Below are 16989 nucleotides of genomic sequence, written 5' to 3'. Positions count from 1 at the left end.
TTCACGGAACCCGCTCCGATCGAACCATCTCGACCTCCTGGCCGACCTTCACGACGTCGCCGACGACGACGATCGCCGGGGGCCGTATCCCGGCCGCTGAAACGCGGTCGGCCACGGTGGCAAGCGTGGCGGTGACCGCCCGTTGCGTGGGAAGAGTACCGTCCTGTACCACCATTACGGGAGTTTCCGGCGAACGTCCGTCTCGCTGCAAGGCCTCGGCCACCTTGGCCAGCCGTTCCACGGCCATCATGAGCACGAGAGTTCCTTCGGAGCGTGCCATTCCGGGCCAGTCGACCGTGGAGCGCGGATCGTCGGGCGCGACGTGCACCGAGATCACATGGAACTCCTGGCTGACCCCCCGGTGGGTGACCGGGACCCCCGCGGCGGCCGGGACCGCGACCGGGCTGGTGATGCCCGGCACGACCAGCACCGGGATGCCCGCGTGGGCGCAGGCGAGCATCTCCTCGCCGCCGCGCCCGAACACGAACGGGTCGCCGCCCTTCAGCCGGACCACGAACTTGCCCTGCCTGGCCCGGTCGATCAGGACCTCGTTGATGGCCTCCTGGGGCAGCGAACGCCCGTACGGCACCTTGGCGGCGTCGATCAGCTCGACGTCGGGGGCGAGCTCGTCGAGCAGCGCCCGGGGCGCGAGCCGGTCGGCGACCACCACGTCGGCCTGGGCGAGCAACTGCCGCCCGCGCACCGTGATCAGGCCAGGATCGCCCGGCCCGCCGCCGACGAGGGCGACACCGATGGGTTTCGCCCGGTTACGGCGGGCGTCGACGGTGCCGTCGCGCAGCGCGTCGACCACGGCGTCGCGGATTCCGGCGGCCCGGCGCGGATCGCCGCCCGCCGTGATCGCGACGCTGATCTCGTCGACCTTGCCCGAGGCGGGCGTCCAGGCGGCCGAGGCGTCCTTGTCGTCGGCGCGCACGCACCAGATCCGCTTGGCCTCGGCCTCCGCGGCCACGGCCGCGTTGACCGCGTGGTCGCTCGTGCAGGCCTGCACGAGCCACGCGCCGTCGCAGTCGCCCACTTCGTACGGCCTGGCGTGCCAGGTGATCCGGCCGGCGGCGATCAGGTCGTCGAGCGCCGGAGTGACGGAGGTCGAGACCACCGTGACCGCCGCACCGGCCTCCAGCAGCGCGGGAACCCGTCGCTGGGCGACCCGGCCGCCACCGACGACGAGGACCCGGCGGCCGGAAAGCCGCAGGCCGAGGAGGTAGGGGCCCATGGGGCGAATCTCCCGTTCGCGAAGGTTGGTGTGTTAGGAGGTAAACCTAACGGAAGATTGGCAATGTGGAACTAGCGGCCGTCAAGTAGAGGCTGCCGGGGATCCCAGCGCGGCCCGCCCTCACCGTCCTTGCGGCGTCTGGCCATCGCTGACAGAGCCTCAAGGATAACGCGGTTGCCGAGGAAGGCGGTGATGTCCGCGTGATCGTACGGCGGCGCCACCTCCACCACCTCCATGCCCGCCACCGGCAGTTCGTAGCAAATGCGGCGAACCGCGTCGAGAAGCTGCCTGGCCGACAGCCCGCCGGGTTCCGGCGTACCCGTGCCCGGCGCGTGGCCGGGGTCGCAGACGTCGATGTCGACCGAGAGGAAGATCTGGTCGCACTCGTCGAGCGCGAGCGTGAACGCCTCGGTCAGGCACTCCTCCAGCCCACGCGCGACGATCTCGGTCATCTCGTAGGAGCGCATGTTCTGCTCGGCCATCCAGTCGAGCGTCTCGGGCCCCGGCCAGTAGCCGCGCAGGCCGATCTGGAGGAAGCGGTCCCCCCTGATCGCCCCAGACTCGATGAGCCGGCGCATCGGCGTACCGTGCCCGTGCAGGTGCCCGAACTCGATGTCACCGGTGTCCGCGTGCGCGTCAAAATGGATCATCGAGGTACGGCCCGGCTCGAAGGCCCGCGCGGTGCCCTTGGCGTCGGGCAGCGCCACGGTGTGGTCACCGCCGAGGATCAGCGGGATGGCGCCGGAGGCGGCGATCCGGTGGACGGCGTCCTCGATGTTGGCCAGTGAGCTCTCGACGTCTCCCGAGTACATCTCGACGTCTCCGGCGTCCAGCACGCGCAGGTCCTGAAGGGCGTCCACCCGGAGCGCCAGGCTGGGCCTGGAGCCGTCGTGCGGCAGGTAGCAGGCCTGGCGCAGCGCCATCGGCCCGAACCTGGCGCCCGGCCGGTTCGAGGTGCCGCCGTCGAAAGGGGCGCCGACGATGACCACGTCCGCGTCCGCGTAGGTGGCCGGATCGAGCACATCGCACCGCTCGACGCCCAGGAAGGTGATGTCGGGTCCGTACATCGCACCATAACGAGTCACAACCCCATCATCACACCCACCACCCCATCCCCGGCCAGGCCACTCCCGGACGCGACCCCTGGCCGACGACCGGTGCCCCGGACCCACGGAGACCCGGACACACAGAGACCCGGACACACGGCCACGAGACGCGGGCCCGGGATCCAATGGGCGCTTCCGTGGAGACGGGATGCCGCGCTGGGGGCGGCGCGCCGCAGGGTTGCGCTCCTGAGCGCGAGTAGCGGGTGAGGGTGATGGGGCGGGGTGAGGCTAGAGGGGTGCGACGGCCCTGACGGGGCTATGGAGGCGGGTGGAGGTTGCAAGGGGCGAGGGGCTGGTCAGATGGGCTTTTCGGTTACGCCGGCGGCGTCGAAGGTGGCCACCTCGTGCATGACGCGGACCGCCGCGCACACCAGCGGATGCGCCAGCAGCCCACCCGTCCCCTCACCCAGCCGGAGCTCCAGGTCGACCAGCGGTCGCAGGCCGAGGTGGGCGAGGGCGACCGCGTGGCCGGGTTCGGCGGAGCGGTGGCCGGCCACGCAGTGGTCTGTGACCGAGGGGGACAGCGCGTGGGCGGCCAGGGCGGCGGCACCGGCGATGACGCCGTCGAGGATCACCGGCACCCGCGCCGCCGCCCCGCCCAGGATGAACCCGGCGATGGCCGCGTGCTCGAACCCGCCGAGCGCGGCGAGGGTGGACAGGGGTGTCTCGGCCGAAGCACCGGCGTCGAGGGCGCGGCGGACCACTGCGATCTTGAGGGTGTGGGTCTCGTCGTTCACGCCGGTGCCCCTGCCGGTGACCGCGGCGGCGTCGGTACCGGTGAAGGCGGCGATGAGGGCGGCCGAGGCCGTGGTGTTGGCGATGCCCATGTCGCCGGTGATGAGGCAGCGGGCGCCGTCCGCGATGAGCGTGCGGGCCACGGAGATGCCCGCTTCGAGCGCCTGTACGGCCTGCGCCTGCGTCATCGCCGGGCCGAGGGAGAGGTCGGCGGTGCCGTACCCCACCTTCTTGATCATGAGGCCGGACGCGGGCGTGAGGTCGGCGGCCACGCCCACGTCGACGACGGTCACGGACGCGCCGACCTGGGCGGCGAAGGCGTTGGCCACCGCACCCCCGGCCAGGAAGTTGGCCACCATCTGCTGCGTGACCTCCTGCGGCCACGGGCTCACGCCCTGGGCGTGGACGCCGTGGTCGGCGGCGAAGATGGCCAGGGCGGCGGGCGCCGGCATCGGGGGCGGGGAGGTTCCGGCCGAGCCCGCCAGGCGTACCGCGACCTCCTCCAGCGCGCCGAGCGCGCCGGGAGGCTTGGTGAGGCGGTCCTGGTGGGAGCGGGCTTCGGCCAGCGCGCGGGCGTCGGCGGGGCGGATCGCGGCGATCGTCTCTTCCAGCACGCCCGCCACCTTAGCTAGTGGACGAGCTGGAGCGCTTCCTCGTAGCGGTCGATCACGACGTCGGCGAGGGTCTCGCAGTCGCCGATCACCTCGGCGCAGCGGATGTCGAGCTCGGGGTGGCCGGCGCCGTAGGCGAGCGCCTGGGCCCAGACCTTCTCCAGCATGACCCCGGCGAACAGCAGGTAGGGGACGACGATGACGCGCTTGGCGCCGAGCCTGCGGCAGCGCTCCAGGCCGCCGGGCACACCGGGCGGGGTGACGGAGACGAAGGCGGTCTCGACGGTCATGAAGTCGTAGGCGTGCGTCTCCCAGAACAGCCGCGAGACCCGGTGCACCTCGGCGTTGGCGACCGGGTCCGTGGAACCCTCGCCGACCAGCACGACGGCGGTCTCGCCCGGCTCGATCCTGGGGGACTCCTCAAGGACGGCGGAGGAGTCGACGACGCGCAGGCGGGGCCGCTCGGTGACGGGCTCCACGATGTCGGTGGCGGCGTCCTTGAGCCGCTCGGCGAGGACGGCGAGCACGCGGGGGTCGGGGCCGAGGGGGCGGCCGTAGTCGTACATGAGCGTGGGGTGCCTCTCCTGCTCCAGGGCCATGGCGGCGGGGAAGTCGTCGTCGCTGACCCGGCTGAGGCTGAGGGGCAGCGCCACCAGGCGGTGATGGCCGCGTGCCACCAGGGAGGCGACGGAGTCGCTCAACCGGGGGGTCGCGCGTTCGAGGTAGCCGCCGGATACATCGGCGGCCTGCTCGTCGAGGCGGCATCGGAGCCGATGGACGAATCTGCCGAACTCTGCGGAATCGCCGTCATCGTTCGAGCCGTGCCCGATGAGCAGCAGCGGCGGCTTCATGTGTTGGGGTTCTCCGGTGCGTAGACAAGACACGCGAGGATAACCGATCGGCGACGGTTCAGAGAACCCGTGCGTGCACCACGAACACGGGATCGGCGGCGTGCAGGCCGTGTGAGCCGTCGGAGTGGGCGGTCAGCCTGGAGGCCTGGATCTGGGTGCCCTCGGCCTGGTAGCCCTGCTCGCGCAGCAGGTCGAGTACGGCGGGCACGTGCTCGACGGTGTTGAGCGAGCACACAAGCGTGCGGGGGCCGCGGGCGGCGCAGGCGGCGATCACGTCGGTTCCGCCGCCGCCGACGAAGACGGCGTCCGGGTCGGGCAGCGGTTCGAGCGCGGGAGGGGCCTGGCCGCGGGTGAGGGCGACTTTGACGCCGTGTTCGATGACGTTGGCGCGCAGGCGGGCGCAGGCTTCCTCCTCGCGCTCGACGGCGACGACGGCCGCGCCGAACCTGGCGCACTCGACCGCGATCTCTCCGGATCCGGCGCCGACGTCCCAGATCAGGTCGCCGAGGCGGGGGCCGAGCTTGGCCAGGATGAACGCGCGTACCTCCGGCGCGATCCCCGTGCCGAACGGCAGCGCCCACTCGCGCGGCCCCGGCTGCGCCCCCGCCACCCAGCCGGTCTCCCTGGGCCGGTGCAGCGGGTCGAGGACGAGGACGACGTCGGGGTCCTTCCACGGCCGGGTGGTGGCCTCGCCCATGCGGCTGTGGGTGACGCGCTGGCCGGGGCCGCCGAGGTCCTCGCAGACGATGAGGGAGCGCGGGGTGGTGGGCGCGAGTTCGCGGGCCAGCTCGGCTGGGCCGACGCCGTCGGTGCAGAGCACGGCGACCTTGGGGTGGGCGCGGCAGGCGTTGACGACGCGGGCGAGCTGGTAGGCGCCGGCGGGGGCGACCACGAGGGCGTCCTCCCAGTTGAGCCCGGCGCAGGCGAACGCGCGGGTGATCACCGCGGTGGCGGGCAGCACCTCGGGCTTGATGCCGCGGGCGCGCAGCGCGGCGACGGCGCCGAACAGCCCGGGGTCGCCTTCCGCGAGCACGACGGCGGGGCCTTCGCCCTGTTCGAGGTGGTCGTCGAGGGCGTCGATGAGCGCGTCGGACGAGGCGGTCGGCGCGTCGATCTTGAGCTCGCCGAGGAGGGCATCGGGGCCGATCACGAGGGCGGCCGCGCGCAGCCGGTCGGCCGCCATGGCCGGAAGGCCGGTACCGTCCCAGCCGATCACCGTGATTGTCACCCCTTCAGAGTGACGTCTTTCCCACCTGCTCGGAAGGGATGTCGGAAGGGATAAGGCCGTACACGACGAGGTCCTCGCCGTGGCCGCCGTTGCGTGCCACGCCTTCGCGGACGAACCCCGCCTTCTCCGCCACCCGCTGCGAGCTGGTGTTCGACGCCGCGGCCCGCAACTGGAGCCGCAGGAAGCCGTGCTCGGCGAAGATCCAGCGCGCGACGGCGAGCACGGCCTCGCCGATGTAGCCGTGCCCGCGGGCCCACGGCGCGGTCATGTAGCCGACCTCCGTGGTACGCATCCGCCAGTCGGTGTCCTTGAGGTCGACGCCGCCGACGTACCGCCCGCTCTCGCGCTCCTCGACCGTCCACGCGACGCCCGCGCCGTCGGCGCGCGCCTGCTCGACGTGACGCAGGAAGCCGCGCGCGTCCGCCTCGGTGTAGCCGCGCGGCACGGTGGTGAAGGCCTGCGTCCGCTCGTCGGCGCCGGTCGCGGCCAGTCCGGGAATGTCCCGCTCGTCCGGCCGCCGCAGCCGCAGCCGCGCCGTGAGCAGCTCACGGTGCGGGAAGACATTTTTGGGGGAACGGCTGTCGCCGCGCAGCAGCCCGAACATGGCCAGATCGTGCGGCCCGTCGTCCTCCAGGACCGCGGCCCGCAGCACGCCTTCCCTGGTGAAGCCGGCTTTCTCGGCGACCCGGAGCGAGGCGGTGTTGTCAAGGTTGGCGGTCAGGTCGATGCGCCGCAGGTCGGTGTGCGCGAAGACGTGATCGGCCAGTCCGGTGACCGCCTCAGGCGCGAAGCCGCGCCCCCGGTAGAGCGGGTGGACGCCGTAGCCGACCTCGGTGGTTCCCGCGGTCCACGAGGTCTTGAACAGGCTGATCGCGCCCACGACCAGCCCGTCGGCGTCGGTCATGGCCAGGTGCGCGCCGGTGCCCGAGCGCTGGAGTTCGTGCACGCCCGCGGTGAGCCACGGGGTGATCCCGGCGACGTGCGCGGGCGCGCCGGGCGGCAGGAAGATCGCCCCGGACTCGACGATGGCGCGGATCCGGTCGGCGTCCTGGTGGCCGAACGGGCGCAGGACCAGGCGTTCCGTCGTGACGGTGAGCTGTGCGTCGAACACGTGCGAAGGCTACCCAGTCAGGTGCTGATGATCACTTCCAGGGTCCTGGGACCGTGCACGCCCTCGACGCGGTTGAGCTCGATGTCGCTGGTGGCCGACGGCCCGCTGATCCAGGTGAGCGGCCTGGACGGGTCGAGCCTGGCGATCGCGTCGGGGACGCCGCCGACGATCTGGCCGGCGCGCACCAGGCACAGGTGGTAGTCGGGCAGCAGCGTCTGGGCCCGCTCGCCCTGGCGGGAGTCCAGGACGATGGTGCCGGTCTCGGCGATGGCGATCGCGCAGCCGGTGACGACGCCGTCGGCCGCCGCCAGCTCTTCCCGTGACCACGCGCGTTCGCCGGGCACGACCATCCGCTTGCCCTCGGTCAGCTCGGCCACCTTGGCGTCCACGTCGGCGGCGGGCACCACGTGCACGATGGCCCGGTAGTCGTCCAGCCGCTCGGCGAACAGCCCGACCGGGTCGGCCACGGGGATGCTCGTGCGGTAGTCGCGCGGGATCTCCACCTCGGGGGCGCCCTTCACGGCCTTCCTGATCCGGCCCAGGATCTCCTCACGCGCGCCCATCACGATCCCACCAATCTCTGAACGACTCTTCTGGAATGTCCGGCAGGTCGCGGGTGTCGGTCCAGGCCGACAGGGGGCCGGGCAGGCGCTTGGGCACCAGTTTGCGGAAGCGCGTGGCGAGGCGCTGGGCCTTGGCCAGCCGTACCTTGTCGTTGAGCACCCAGCCCGCGACCTTCATGCCCGCGCGCTCGGCCCGGCCGTGCGGGACCTTGGCGCGCAGGTCGACCAGCACCTCCGGGATGTCGATCGCGACCGGGCAGGCGTCGAAGCAGGCGCCGCACAACGACGAGGCGTAGGGCAGCGAGGCGTCCAGTTCGGTGTCGAAGCCGCGCAGCAGCGGGGTGAGGATGGCGCCGATCGGGCCCGGGTAGACCGAGCCGTAGGCGTGGCCACCGGCGCGTTCGTAGACGGGGCAGACGTTGAGGCAGGCCGAGCAGCGGATGCAGCGCAGCGCCTGCCGGCCGACCTCGTCGGCGAGCACGCCGGTGCGGCCGTTGTCGAGGAGTACCAGGTGGAAGTCCTGGCCTTCCGCGGAGCCCGTCCAGGTGCTGGTGTAGGGGTTCATGCGCTCGGCGGTGGAGCTGCGCGGCAGCAGTTGGAGGAAGACCTCCAGGTCGCGCCAGGCGGGCAGCAGCTTCTCGATGCCGACCACGCTGATCAGCGTCTCGGGCAGGGTCAGGCACATGCGGCCGTTGCCCTCGGACTCCAGGACGACCAGCGTGCCGGTCTCGGCGATCATGAAGTTGCCGCCGGAGACGGCGACCTTGCTGGCCAGGAAGCGTTCGCGCAGGTGGAGCCGGGCGGCGTCGGCGAGCGCGGGCGGGTCGTCGGTCAGTCCGGGCGGCGCGGGGCGGCCCCACTCGGCCATCTTGTCGAGGAAGATCTCGCGGATCTCCGAGCGGTTGCGGTGGATCGCCGGGACCAGGAAGTGCGAGGGGAAGTCCTCGCCGAGCTGCACGATCAGCTCGGCCAGGTCGGTCTCGTACGCGGTGATGCCCTCGCCGGCCAGATGCTCGTTGAGCCCGATCTCCTGGGTGGCCATCGACTTGACCTTGACCACCTCGCGCTCGCCGGTGGCCTTGACCAGGTCGGTGACGATGCGGTTGGCCTCGGCGGCGTCGCGCGCCCAGTGGACGGTGCCGCCGTTGCGGGTGACCGCCTCCTCCATCTGCAGCAGGTAGCGGTCGAGGTGGCGCAGGGTGTGGTCCTTGATGGCCTTCCCCGCCGCGCGCAGCTCCATCCAGTCGGGCAGCTCGTCGACGGCCTTGACGCGCTTGCCGCGGATGGTGTGCGTGGCCTTGCGCAGGTTGTAGCGAAGCTGACTGTCCTGTACGGCCGCCGCCGCGTTGGCCGGAAAGGCGCCGGGCATGCCGAGGAAGGTGCCGCTCATCGTTCCTCCGTCGCGGCCAGGATCTCGGCCAGGTGCATGATCCGCACCCCGGTCCGCTGGCGTTTCATCGTGCCGCCGATGTGCATCAGGCAGGAGTTGTCGGCGGCGCAGAGCACTTCGGCGCCGGTGTCGAGCACGTTGCGTACCTTGTCGGCGCACATGGCGGCGGAGATGGCCGGGTTCTTGACCGCGAACGTGCCGCCGAAGCCGCAGCACTCGTCGGCGCCGCCCAGGGGGATCAGTTCGAGGCCGCGCACGTTCCGCAGGAGGCGGGTGGGGCGATCGCCCAGGTGGAGGCCGCGGAGCGAGTGACACGTCGGGTGATATGTCACCCGGTGCGGGAAATATGCGCCTACGTCGTCGACTTTGAGAACGTCGATGAGGAACTCCGACAGGTCGTGCACCTTCGGGGCCACCTCCGCCACGGCCACGGCTCCCCTGCTACCGGGCCGTACCAGCTTGGGGTACTGCTCGCGCACCATCGCCGCACAGGAGCCCGACGGCGCGACGACCGCGTCGTACCCGGCGAAGACCTCGGTGAAGTGGCGCGCCAGCCGTACCCCCTCATCGCGATAGCCGGTGTTGACGTGCATCTGCCCGCAGCAGGTCTGGGCGGCGGGAAAGTCGACCTCGCAGCCCAGCCGGCGCAGCAGCGACACCACCGCCTTGCCGGTGCCGGGGAAGAGCGTGTCGTTGACGCACGTGATGAACAGGGCGACCCGCACGGCACTCCTTCCTCTCTATGGTCTGACCACTGTATGGTCAGACCATACAACGCGACAAGAGGGGTGCCCGTGACCGACACCGGATGGCGGCCCGTGAAGCGGACCCGCGCGTTCGAGGACGTGCTGGCCCAGATCGAGCACCGCATCGTCGAGGACGGGCTGACCGTCGGCGACCGGCTGCCCGGCGAACGCCAGCTCGCCGAGCAGCTCCGGGTCGGACGCTCGTCGGTACGCGAGGCGCTGCGCGTGCTGGAGACGCTGGGCGTGATCTCCTCGCAGGCCGGGCGGGGCCCGGACGCCGGAGCCGTGCTCACCTCCCGGCCCGACAGCGCGCTGACCGACCTGCTCAGGCTCCACCTCGGCCTGGCCAGCCTGGAGCTGCGCGAGGTGATCGACACCCGGCTCATGATCGAACGCTGGGCCGCCGCCGGCGCCGCCGCCGCCCGCGCCGACACCACCGGCCTCGTCGCCGCGCTGGAGGGGATGGAGCGGGCCCGGACGGCGGAGGAGTTCGTCGAGCACGACACGGCCTTCCACTGCGCCATCGCCGACGCCTCGGGGAACCGGCTGATCGCCGCGATCATGCGCTCGCTGCGGGAGTCGGTACGGCGGTACGCGATCGAGGCGGTCGAGCAGCTCGGCGACACCCGCGTGCTGCAGGCCGATCATCGGCGCATCCTGGCCGCGATCGCCGCCGGATCACCCGAGGAGGCGGCGCGGGCGGTCACCGACCACCTGGCGCACGCCTACCCCGCCCTCTTCCCGGAGTCCTAGCCGCCTTCCCGGAGCCTTAGCCGCCTTCCCGGAGTCTTAGCCGCCGAAGGCGGCCTTGTTGTCCCTGGCCCACGACTCGAAGGAGCGCGCCGGGCGGCCCAGAACGTCCCGGACCGCCGTGGTCACCACCGCGTTGCCGCCCGCCGCGATGAACGCCCAGCCCTTGGCCGCCGCCTTCGCATAGGCCGGGTCGGCGATCTGGGCGACGGCCCGCTCGATCGGCACGTCGACCGTCTCCACGCGCCGCCCGATCGCCCGCCCGATCAGTTCGGCCTGGTCGTGGGTGGTGAGCAGGTCGGGTCCCGTGACCTCGTAGACCCGGCCGTGGTGCTCGGAGCCCGTGAGCGCGGCCACGGCCACCGCCGCGATGTCGCGCGGGTCGACGATGCCTTGGCGGCCGTCGCCGGTCATGTTGGGGATCGGCTGCCCGGCCTTGACCATCTCGGCCCAGCCCAGGGCGTTCGTGGCGAACATCGAGGGCCGGACGATCGTCCACTCGACCCCGGAGCCGGTGAGGGCGCGCTCGCCGGCCGCGTGCATGCCGGCGACGTCCTCGGGGTCCTCGCTGTCGCCCGCCCCGATGGCCGAGATCTTCACGATCCTCTTCACGCCCGCTCCGGCCGCCACGTCCACGAACGCGCGGTCGCGCGCGGCGATCTCCGGCCCGAACGGCGTCAGCAGCAGCGCCGCCGACACCCCCGTCACGGCCGCCTCCAGCGACCGCACGTCCCCGAAATCCCCCTGTACGGCAGGCCCCGCCACCTTGCCGGGATCGCGCGTCATCGCCCTGGCCGGGACACCCGCCTCGGCCAGGAGCCTGGTCACTTCACTGCCGATGGTGCCCGTGGCACCGGTGATCAGAATCATGCCGTCCACGCTGCCAGCGGCGCCCCGGCGGCCTATAGGAAGAATCGGCACGGCGTCGGGGTTGCCCACGGTCATGAGAACCCTGGAGGCCGAGGTACTGACCCGGCGGGCGCACACCGATCACGAGGTGCACGTGCGCGCCCCGGACACCGCCGCCGTGCTCGCCTTCCGCAGCGGAAGGGACGGGACCGGACTGGTGGTGCTCGGGCCCAGAACCCGGGCGTCCTATTTCGCCCCGGGCGACGCCCCGCGCTGCGTGACGATCCGGCTGCGCCCAGGGCCGGCCGGCGCGGCGCTCGGGGTGACGATGCGCGAGCTGGTGGACCGGGTGGTGCTGCTCAGAGACCTGTGGGGAGCCGCCGCCGACACCCTCCTGGACCGGCTGGCCGCCCGCGACGACGCCGAGGTGGCCCACGGCCTGGCCGGAGCGCTGGAGGAGCGGCTCCGGGCCGGCTCGGCCGCCGACGCCGCCCGCGCCGATCTGGTGGACGCCGCCGCCGGACTCCTCACCGGCGCCGGCCGGGTGCCCGAGGTGGCCCGCGAGCTGGGCGTCTCGGAACGGCACCTGCGCAACCTCTTCCACGACGCCGCCGGCCTGTCCCCCAAGCGCTACGCCCGTATCCACCGGGTCCGCAGCGTCCTGGCCGGGGCCCGCGAGGAGCCATGGGCGGAGCTGGCCGCCGAAACCGGCTTCTACGACCAGTCGCACCTGTCGGCCGACTTCCGAGCGGTCATGGGCGTCCCGCCGGGCGCCTTCCGCGCCGGCCGGCTGCCCGCCCCGGTCCCGTGCGCCTGGTCACGCCTATAAACCTGGTCACGCCTATAAAGCCTGGTCACTCCTGTAGGTCGGCGATGCGGCACGAGGCTCCGACACAGCCGCGCATGGCCGTCAGCCGCGCCTGCAACGCCAGCACCAGCCCGAGCGGCGCGGTCCCGGCGAGGTTGTTCAGCTGGTCGGGGTCCTGGTTGAGGTCGTAGAGCTGGGTCTCGCCGGTCTGGTACTGGACGTAGGTGTAGTCCTTGGTACGCAGCGCCGCGTAGTCGGGCACCGGCGTCTGCTTGGCCGACATCTGGTTGAGCGGCCGGTTGAACTCGACGAGCACGTTCTTCCGCCACGGCCGCGGCTCCTGCCCGCGCAGGAACGGCAGCAGCGACCGCCCCTCCGCGAAGTCGGGCGTGACGACCCCGCCGAGCTGGGCGAAGGTGGGCGCCAGATCCACGGTCGCGGTCAGGTCCCGGACGGTCGCCCCCACCGGCACCCCGGGCCCGCGCACCACGAGCGGCACCCGGATCGCCTCCTCGAACGGCGTGGTCTTGCCCTGTTTGAGGCGGTGGGTGCCGAGGTGGAATCCGTTGTCGGAGGCGAAGAAGATGTAGGTGTCGGCGAGCTTGCCGTTCTCCTGCAGCGTGGCCATGAGCGAGCCGACCAGGTCGTCGACGCCGAGCATGGCGCGCAGCCTGGCCCGGTAGCGCTCGTCGACGCGGTCGATGGCCCGCTGGCCGAGTTTCGGCAGCGAGCGGAGCCAGACCGGCTCGTTGCCCACGTCCTCGCGGTTGAAGTTCTTGGTCCTGGGGGCCTGGGCGTCGGGGAAGGCTCCGGCGTGCCGTACCGCGGGGTTGGCGGGGTTGTGGGGGGCGACCGGGGCCAGGTAGAGGAAGAACGGCTGCCGGCCCGAGGACTGGACGAAGTCGCGCACCTTGGTGGCGAGCACGTCGGAGAGGTAGTCGTCCTCGGCCCAGCCGTAGTCGACGAGGGTGCCGTTCTCGTTGAGGCGGTAGCCGTACTCCTCGTAGAGGTTGCGGACGGGCACGCGCCAGTCGTCCCAGCCGGGCGGCACGTAGGTGGGCGCGGCGGACTCGCCCGGGTAGTGGTTGAGGAACTTGCCCATGAGGGCGGTGCGATATCCGGCGGAACGCATCCAGGTGCCGATCGTGGAACGTTCCAGACCGGAGCGGTAGAACTTGTCGAATCCGCCTTCCGGCGCGGTGTTGGTCAGCACGCCGTGACTGTGGACGTACTGGGATCTCAGGATGGAGCTGCGCGAGGGGCAGCACCAGGAGTTGGTCACGAAGAAGCGGTCGAACGAGGTGCCCTGGCTCACCAGCTGGCGGGTGATGTTCGGGAAGTACTGCAGCGTGCCGGACTCCAGGTCGTCGACCAGGACGAGCACGATGTTCGGCTTGGGCGCCCCCACCGCTCCCGTGGCGAGCGTTGTCCCCATCGCCGCAGGTAGGAGCAGCAACAGGAAGGCGAGTCGACAGAAACCCTTAACCACAGAACAGACTTCCCCGAAAGATGGTGCATTGACACCCAACGGCGTGCGCAGCACTAATAGAACTTAATTCGGAGGTGTCACATGAAGCTCGGGCTGAACCTCGGCTACTGGCAGCGCAACGCCGACGACGCGACCGACGCGGTCCTCGCGGCCGAGCGGCTCGGCTACGACTCGGTGTGGACGGCGGAGGCCTACGGCAGCGACGCCTTCACCCCCTTGGCCTGGTACGGCGCCCGCACGAGCCGCATCAAGCTGGGCACCTCCGTGGTCCAGCTGTCGGCCAGGACGCCCGTGGCCACGGCGATGACCGCGATGACCCTGGACCACCTGACGGGCGGCCGCCTGCTGCTGGGCGTCGGCGCCTCCGGCCCGCAGGTCGTGGAGGGCTGGTACGGCCGGCCGTTCGCCAAACCCCTGGCCAGAACCCGCGAGTACGTGGACATCATGCGCCAGGTCTGGCGGCGCGAGGCCCCCGTCACCAGCGACGGCCCGCACTACCCCCTCCCCCTGCCCGGCGAGCTCGGCAAGCCGCTCAAGCTCATCACCCACCCCCTGCGCCCCGACATCCCCGTCTATCTCGGCGCGGAGGGCCCCAAGAACGTCGCCCTGGCCGCCGAGATCGGGCAGGGCTGGCTCCCGCTGTTCGCCTTCCCCTCCAAGATCGAGGAGATGTACGGCGGCGCCCTGGCCGGCCGGAGCCCCGACTTCGAGATCGCCGCCATGGTGATGGTCGTCATCTCCGACGACGTGCGCTCCGCGCTGGACGGCGTGAAGATGATGCTCACCCTGTACATCGGCGGCATGGGCGCCAAACACCGCAACTTCCACGCCGACATCATCGGCCGCATGGGCTACGCGGAGGCCGCCGAGCACATCCAGGCGCTGTACCTCGCGGGCCGCAGGGACGAGGCGTTCAAGGCGATCCCCGACGAGCTGGCCGACGGCATCTCGCTGGTCGGGCCGCCCGGCCGGATCAAGGAGCGGCTGGAGCTGTGGCACAAGTCCCCCGTGACCAGCCTGCTGGTGATGGGCCCGCGCGACGAGGACTCCCTGCGCACGATCCGCGACCTGGTCCTTTCCTGACCTTCCTGGCGTCAGGTCAGGAAGGCGCGGAGCACGGTGATCAGGTCGGCCGGGTTGTCCTCCTGGACGAGATGGCCCGCGTCGGGCACGACGGCGAGCTCCCAGTTCGGGAGGCGAGCGGCCAGCTGTTCGGCGACGGCCTGGGTGAGCACCCTGCTGCGGCCGCCGCGCACCAGCAGCACCGGCACCCCGACGAGCTGGGCGGGCAGCTCTTCGACGGCCGCGAGGATGGCGGGGAAGTCGGGGGGACGCAGGTCGCCCTTCGGCACCCAGCCGCCGCCGGGCCCGCGGCGGAACAGGGTGCCCATCCGGTGGGCGACGCCGGCGCGGCCGGCGCGCGGATTGACGCGCAGCGCGGCCTCCACGACCGTCTCCAGATCCGCCACCGGGCCCAGCCCGAACATGAAGGCCCGTACCTCCCTGGTGCTCTCGAAGTCCACGCCGGGCGCGACGTCGACGAGCGCCAGCCGGTCCACCAGATCGGGCCGCGACTCGGCCAGGCGGGCCCCCACCACGCCGCCGAGTGACATGCCGGCCAGCCGTACCCGGTCGAGGCCGAGGTGCTCGGCCGCGGCGGCGACGTCGGCGGCGTGGGTGCCGACGCGGTAGTCGTCCGACCAGTCGCTGTCGCCGTGCCCGCGCAGGTCCAGCGCGATCAGCCGGGCCTCGCCGCGCAGGCCGAGACAGACGAAGTCCCAGGTACGCGCGGTGAGCCCGCCGCCGTGCAGCAGGAACACCGGGGTTCCCGTGCCGCCCCAGTCGAGCCCGCGCAACCGGCAGCCCGCGCGGGTGAAGCGGATCTCGCGAGGCGGCGCCGGATCGTGGATCGCGACTCCGAGCGCCGCCGCCAGCTCGATCGTGGTTCGCACGACGCCTCCTTACCTTGGGCCTTCAAGGTAAGAGAATTACCTTGGCCAGTCAAGGTAGAGTGGGCACGTGACCGGCCGAGTACGACGCAAACCCGATGAAGCCAAGCGGATGATCCTTGAGGCGGCGAGCAGGCTGCTCTCGGCCGGCGGACCCGCCGCCGTGCAGGTACGCGCCGTCGCCGCCGAGGTCGGGATGACCGACGCCGCGATCAACCACCACTTCGGCACCCGCGAACAACTCCTGGAGTCCCTGCTGCGGTTCGGCGGGTCCAAGCTGAAAGCCGAACTGCGCACCGTCCTGGGCGCGTGGGCCGACGGCCCGGTCGACCCCGCCGCGCTGGTCCACACCCTCTACACGCTCTACGCCGGCGGTTACGCCGCACTCGCGATCGCGCTGCACCAGTCCGGCTGGCGCGACCCCGGCAGCGGGCTGCTCGACGAGGTGGTGGACCGCCTGCACGCCCAGGCCCGCCTGCACTGCGCGAGCACCGGAAGAACGCCGCCGTCACGCGAGGCGATCCAGCTCACGATGGCCGGGCTGCACCAGGCCGTCGCTCTGGAGCCGCTGTTCGGCGGCGAGTTCCGCAGAAGCGTCGGACTGGACACGGCCGCCCGGGACCGCACGCTCGACTGGTGGATCGCCCTCCTGCGCACGACCCTCACCGGGCAGAGCGGGCCGAGGTGATCCGGGCCGCCGGGGTCAGCCGAGTACCCGCCGGGCAGCCGCGAGCTGCCTTACCTTGACCGCTCTCAGCTCCCGGAACTTCCCGGGGTGGGCGCGGATGGCGGCGTTCTGGACGCGGGTCTCGGCCGCGGCCCAGATGGACACGACGCCGGTCTTCTCCTTGCACAGCACGTCCCTCTGGGCGGTGCGGATCTCCTGCGTGGTGGGCGCCTTCGTCGACCAGCGCCGGTCGGTGATCGCGGCGAGCGGGTCGGCGTAGCGGAAACCCTCCTCCGCCATGCAGGCGCTCCAGGAGCGGAAGGCGCGGGTGACCCGCCTGTCGCGCTGGGCGGCGTCGAACGTCGCGAAGATGACCTTGTTGAAGAACGCGGCGTCGGCCTTCTGGGCACCGCCGTACATGCTGGCGCGCGCTTGCTTGAGGCACGCCTTCGCCGCCTCGCGTACGCCCGGCGGAGCCCCGGTGACGCGGGCGAGCGCCTTGACCCCGCGAGCGGCCACGGCCGGCCGGTACGGCGGCGCGTGATAGCCGAACACGTCGGCTACCCGCGACTCGATGACACCGTAGCGACGGCGATGCGGCGGCTCGATCTCGCTCTCGCCGGGACCGGGCAGCGCCTGCCAGGCCAGGCCGCGAGCGTTCATGCAGTCGCGGACGACGACGTCCTCGGCGACATCCAGGGTCATGTCCTCGGCGGGGCTGAAGTTGTAGGCGTCAAAAGGAATGGTGAGTTGCCGCACTTGCGGATCGGGTTCTGGAACGGCGATCTCCTGCGGCCTTTTCGACGGCGTTTCCGTTTCGGTCGGCGAGCAGCCGGATGCCGCTCCGACGAGGAGCACAAGGGCCATGCCCCATCGCCGGATCGGCATGCTCATCTCCTGGA

The 16989-nt window shown here is 71.9% G+C and carries 17 protein-coding genes; 4 read left to right on the top strand and 13 right to left on the bottom strand.

Annotation, left to right across the window (positions count from 1 at the left end; all coding sequences use genetic code 11):
* Position 1: 1 nt before the first annotated feature.
* From cobA to ACFWYW_RS27660, 9 genes are all read right to left on the bottom strand, one after another.
* Entirely contained in the window at positions 2 to 1234 is a 1233-nt protein-coding gene (gene cobA / locus ACFWYW_RS27700; protein WP_379637692.1) for a uroporphyrinogen-III C-methyltransferase, read from the bottom strand.
* A gap of 71 nt (positions 1235 to 1305) precedes the next feature.
* On the bottom strand, positions 1306 to 2301 hold the full coding sequence (gene speB / locus ACFWYW_RS27695) for an agmatinase (protein WP_379614853.1): 996 nt from the start codon (positions 2299 to 2301) through the stop codon (positions 1306 to 1308).
* 335 nt (positions 2302 to 2636) lie between these two features.
* A complete protein-coding gene (gene cobT, locus ACFWYW_RS27690; protein WP_379614851.1) occupies positions 2637 to 3689 on the bottom strand; it encodes a nicotinate-nucleotide--dimethylbenzimidazole phosphoribosyltransferase in 1053 nt (350 codons plus the stop codon).
* A gap of 14 nt (positions 3690 to 3703) precedes the next feature.
* Positions 3704 to 4537 carry a sirohydrochlorin chelatase gene (locus tag ACFWYW_RS27685; protein ID WP_379614849.1) on the bottom strand — a complete coding sequence of 278 codons (834 nt, stop codon included), beginning with the start codon at positions 4535 to 4537 and terminating at the stop codon, positions 3704 to 3706.
* Positions 4538 to 4595: 58 nt separating this feature from the next.
* Positions 4596 to 5765 (bottom strand): precorrin-6Y C5,15-methyltransferase (decarboxylating) subunit CbiT, encoded by a 1170-nt coding sequence (locus tag ACFWYW_RS27680; protein WP_379614847.1) that lies wholly within the window; start codon positions 5763 to 5765, stop codon positions 4596 to 4598.
* Between the two features lie 4 nt (positions 5766 to 5769).
* The gene (locus ACFWYW_RS27675) at positions 5770 to 6876 is read right to left on the bottom strand and encodes a GNAT family N-acetyltransferase (RefSeq protein ID WP_379614845.1); all 1107 of its coding nucleotides are present in this window, start codon (positions 6874 to 6876) and stop codon (positions 5770 to 5772) included.
* Positions 6877 to 6893: 17 nt separating this feature from the next.
* Positions 6894 to 7439 carry a lactate utilization protein C gene (locus ACFWYW_RS27670; protein WP_379615089.1) on the bottom strand — a complete coding sequence of 182 codons (546 nt, stop codon included), beginning with the start codon at positions 7437 to 7439 and terminating at the stop codon, positions 6894 to 6896.
* The gene (locus ACFWYW_RS27665) at positions 7426 to 8829 is read right to left on the bottom strand and encodes a lactate utilization protein B (protein ID WP_379614843.1); all 1404 of its coding nucleotides are present in this window, start codon (positions 8827 to 8829) and stop codon (positions 7426 to 7428) included. The genes ACFWYW_RS27670 and ACFWYW_RS27665 overlap by 14 nt, the downstream gene beginning before the upstream one ends.
* A complete protein-coding gene (locus ACFWYW_RS27660) occupies positions 8826 to 9554 on the bottom strand; it encodes a (Fe-S)-binding protein (protein WP_379614841.1) in 729 nt (242 codons plus the stop codon). Before ACFWYW_RS27660 ends, ACFWYW_RS27665 begins: the two co-directional genes overlap by 4 nt.
* A 69-nt stretch (positions 9555 to 9623) precedes the next feature.
* Here ACFWYW_RS27660 and ACFWYW_RS27655 point away from each other — a divergent pair, with 69 nt between their 5' ends.
* Entirely contained in the window at positions 9624 to 10328 is a 705-nt protein-coding gene (locus tag ACFWYW_RS27655) for a FadR/GntR family transcriptional regulator (RefSeq protein ID WP_379614839.1), read from the top strand.
* 36 nt (positions 10329 to 10364) lie between these two features.
* On the opposite strand, the gene ACFWYW_RS27650 is transcribed toward ACFWYW_RS27655, so the two are convergent.
* Positions 10365 to 11195: an NAD(P)H-binding protein gene (locus ACFWYW_RS27650; protein ID WP_379614837.1), complete on the bottom strand. Its 831-nt coding sequence runs from the start codon at positions 11193 to 11195 to the stop codon at positions 10365 to 10367.
* A 73-nt stretch (positions 11196 to 11268) separates the two neighbouring features.
* Here ACFWYW_RS27650 and ACFWYW_RS27645 point away from each other — a divergent pair, with 73 nt between their 5' ends.
* Positions 11269 to 12003 carry a helix-turn-helix domain-containing protein gene (locus ACFWYW_RS27645; protein WP_379614835.1) on the top strand — a complete coding sequence of 245 codons (735 nt, stop codon included), beginning with the start codon at positions 11269 to 11271 and terminating at the stop codon, positions 12001 to 12003.
* 25 nt (positions 12004 to 12028) lie between these two features.
* Here ACFWYW_RS27645 and ACFWYW_RS27640 read toward each other — a convergent pair whose 3' ends face one another.
* Positions 12029 to 13417, bottom strand: coding sequence for a sulfatase (locus ACFWYW_RS27640; protein ID WP_379614833.1), 1389 nt, complete (start codon positions 13415 to 13417; stop codon positions 12029 to 12031).
* A 135-nt stretch (positions 13418 to 13552) separates the two neighbouring features.
* Here ACFWYW_RS27640 and ACFWYW_RS27635 point away from each other — a divergent pair, with 135 nt between their 5' ends.
* Entirely contained in the window at positions 13553 to 14554 is a 1002-nt protein-coding gene (locus ACFWYW_RS27635; RefSeq protein ID WP_379614831.1) for an LLM class F420-dependent oxidoreductase, read from the top strand.
* Between the two features lie 11 nt (positions 14555 to 14565).
* Here ACFWYW_RS27635 and ACFWYW_RS27630 read toward each other — a convergent pair whose 3' ends face one another.
* On the bottom strand, positions 14566 to 15423 hold the full coding sequence (locus ACFWYW_RS27630; protein ID WP_379614829.1) for an alpha/beta fold hydrolase: 858 nt from the start codon (positions 15421 to 15423) through the stop codon (positions 14566 to 14568).
* Positions 15424 to 15490: 67 nt separating this feature from the next.
* Here ACFWYW_RS27630 and ACFWYW_RS27625 point away from each other — a divergent pair, with 67 nt between their 5' ends.
* A complete protein-coding gene (locus ACFWYW_RS27625) occupies positions 15491 to 16108 on the top strand; it encodes a TetR/AcrR family transcriptional regulator (protein ID WP_379614827.1) in 618 nt (205 codons plus the stop codon).
* A 15-nt stretch (positions 16109 to 16123) separates the two neighbouring features.
* Here ACFWYW_RS27625 and ACFWYW_RS27620 read toward each other — a convergent pair whose 3' ends face one another.
* Complete coding sequence (locus tag ACFWYW_RS27620) at positions 16124 to 16846, bottom strand: hypothetical protein (RefSeq protein WP_379641097.1); 723 nt, start codon at positions 16844 to 16846, stop codon at positions 16124 to 16126.
* Positions 16847 to 16989 lie beyond the last annotated feature (143 nt).

This window comes from Nonomuraea sp. NPDC059023 (assembly GCF_042740095.1).
Taxonomy (GTDB): domain Bacteria; phylum Actinomycetota; class Actinomycetes; order Streptosporangiales; family Streptosporangiaceae; genus Nonomuraea.
The sequence above is the reverse complement of the archived record's forward strand: the minus strand, read 5'-3'. Positions and strand labels throughout refer to the sequence as shown.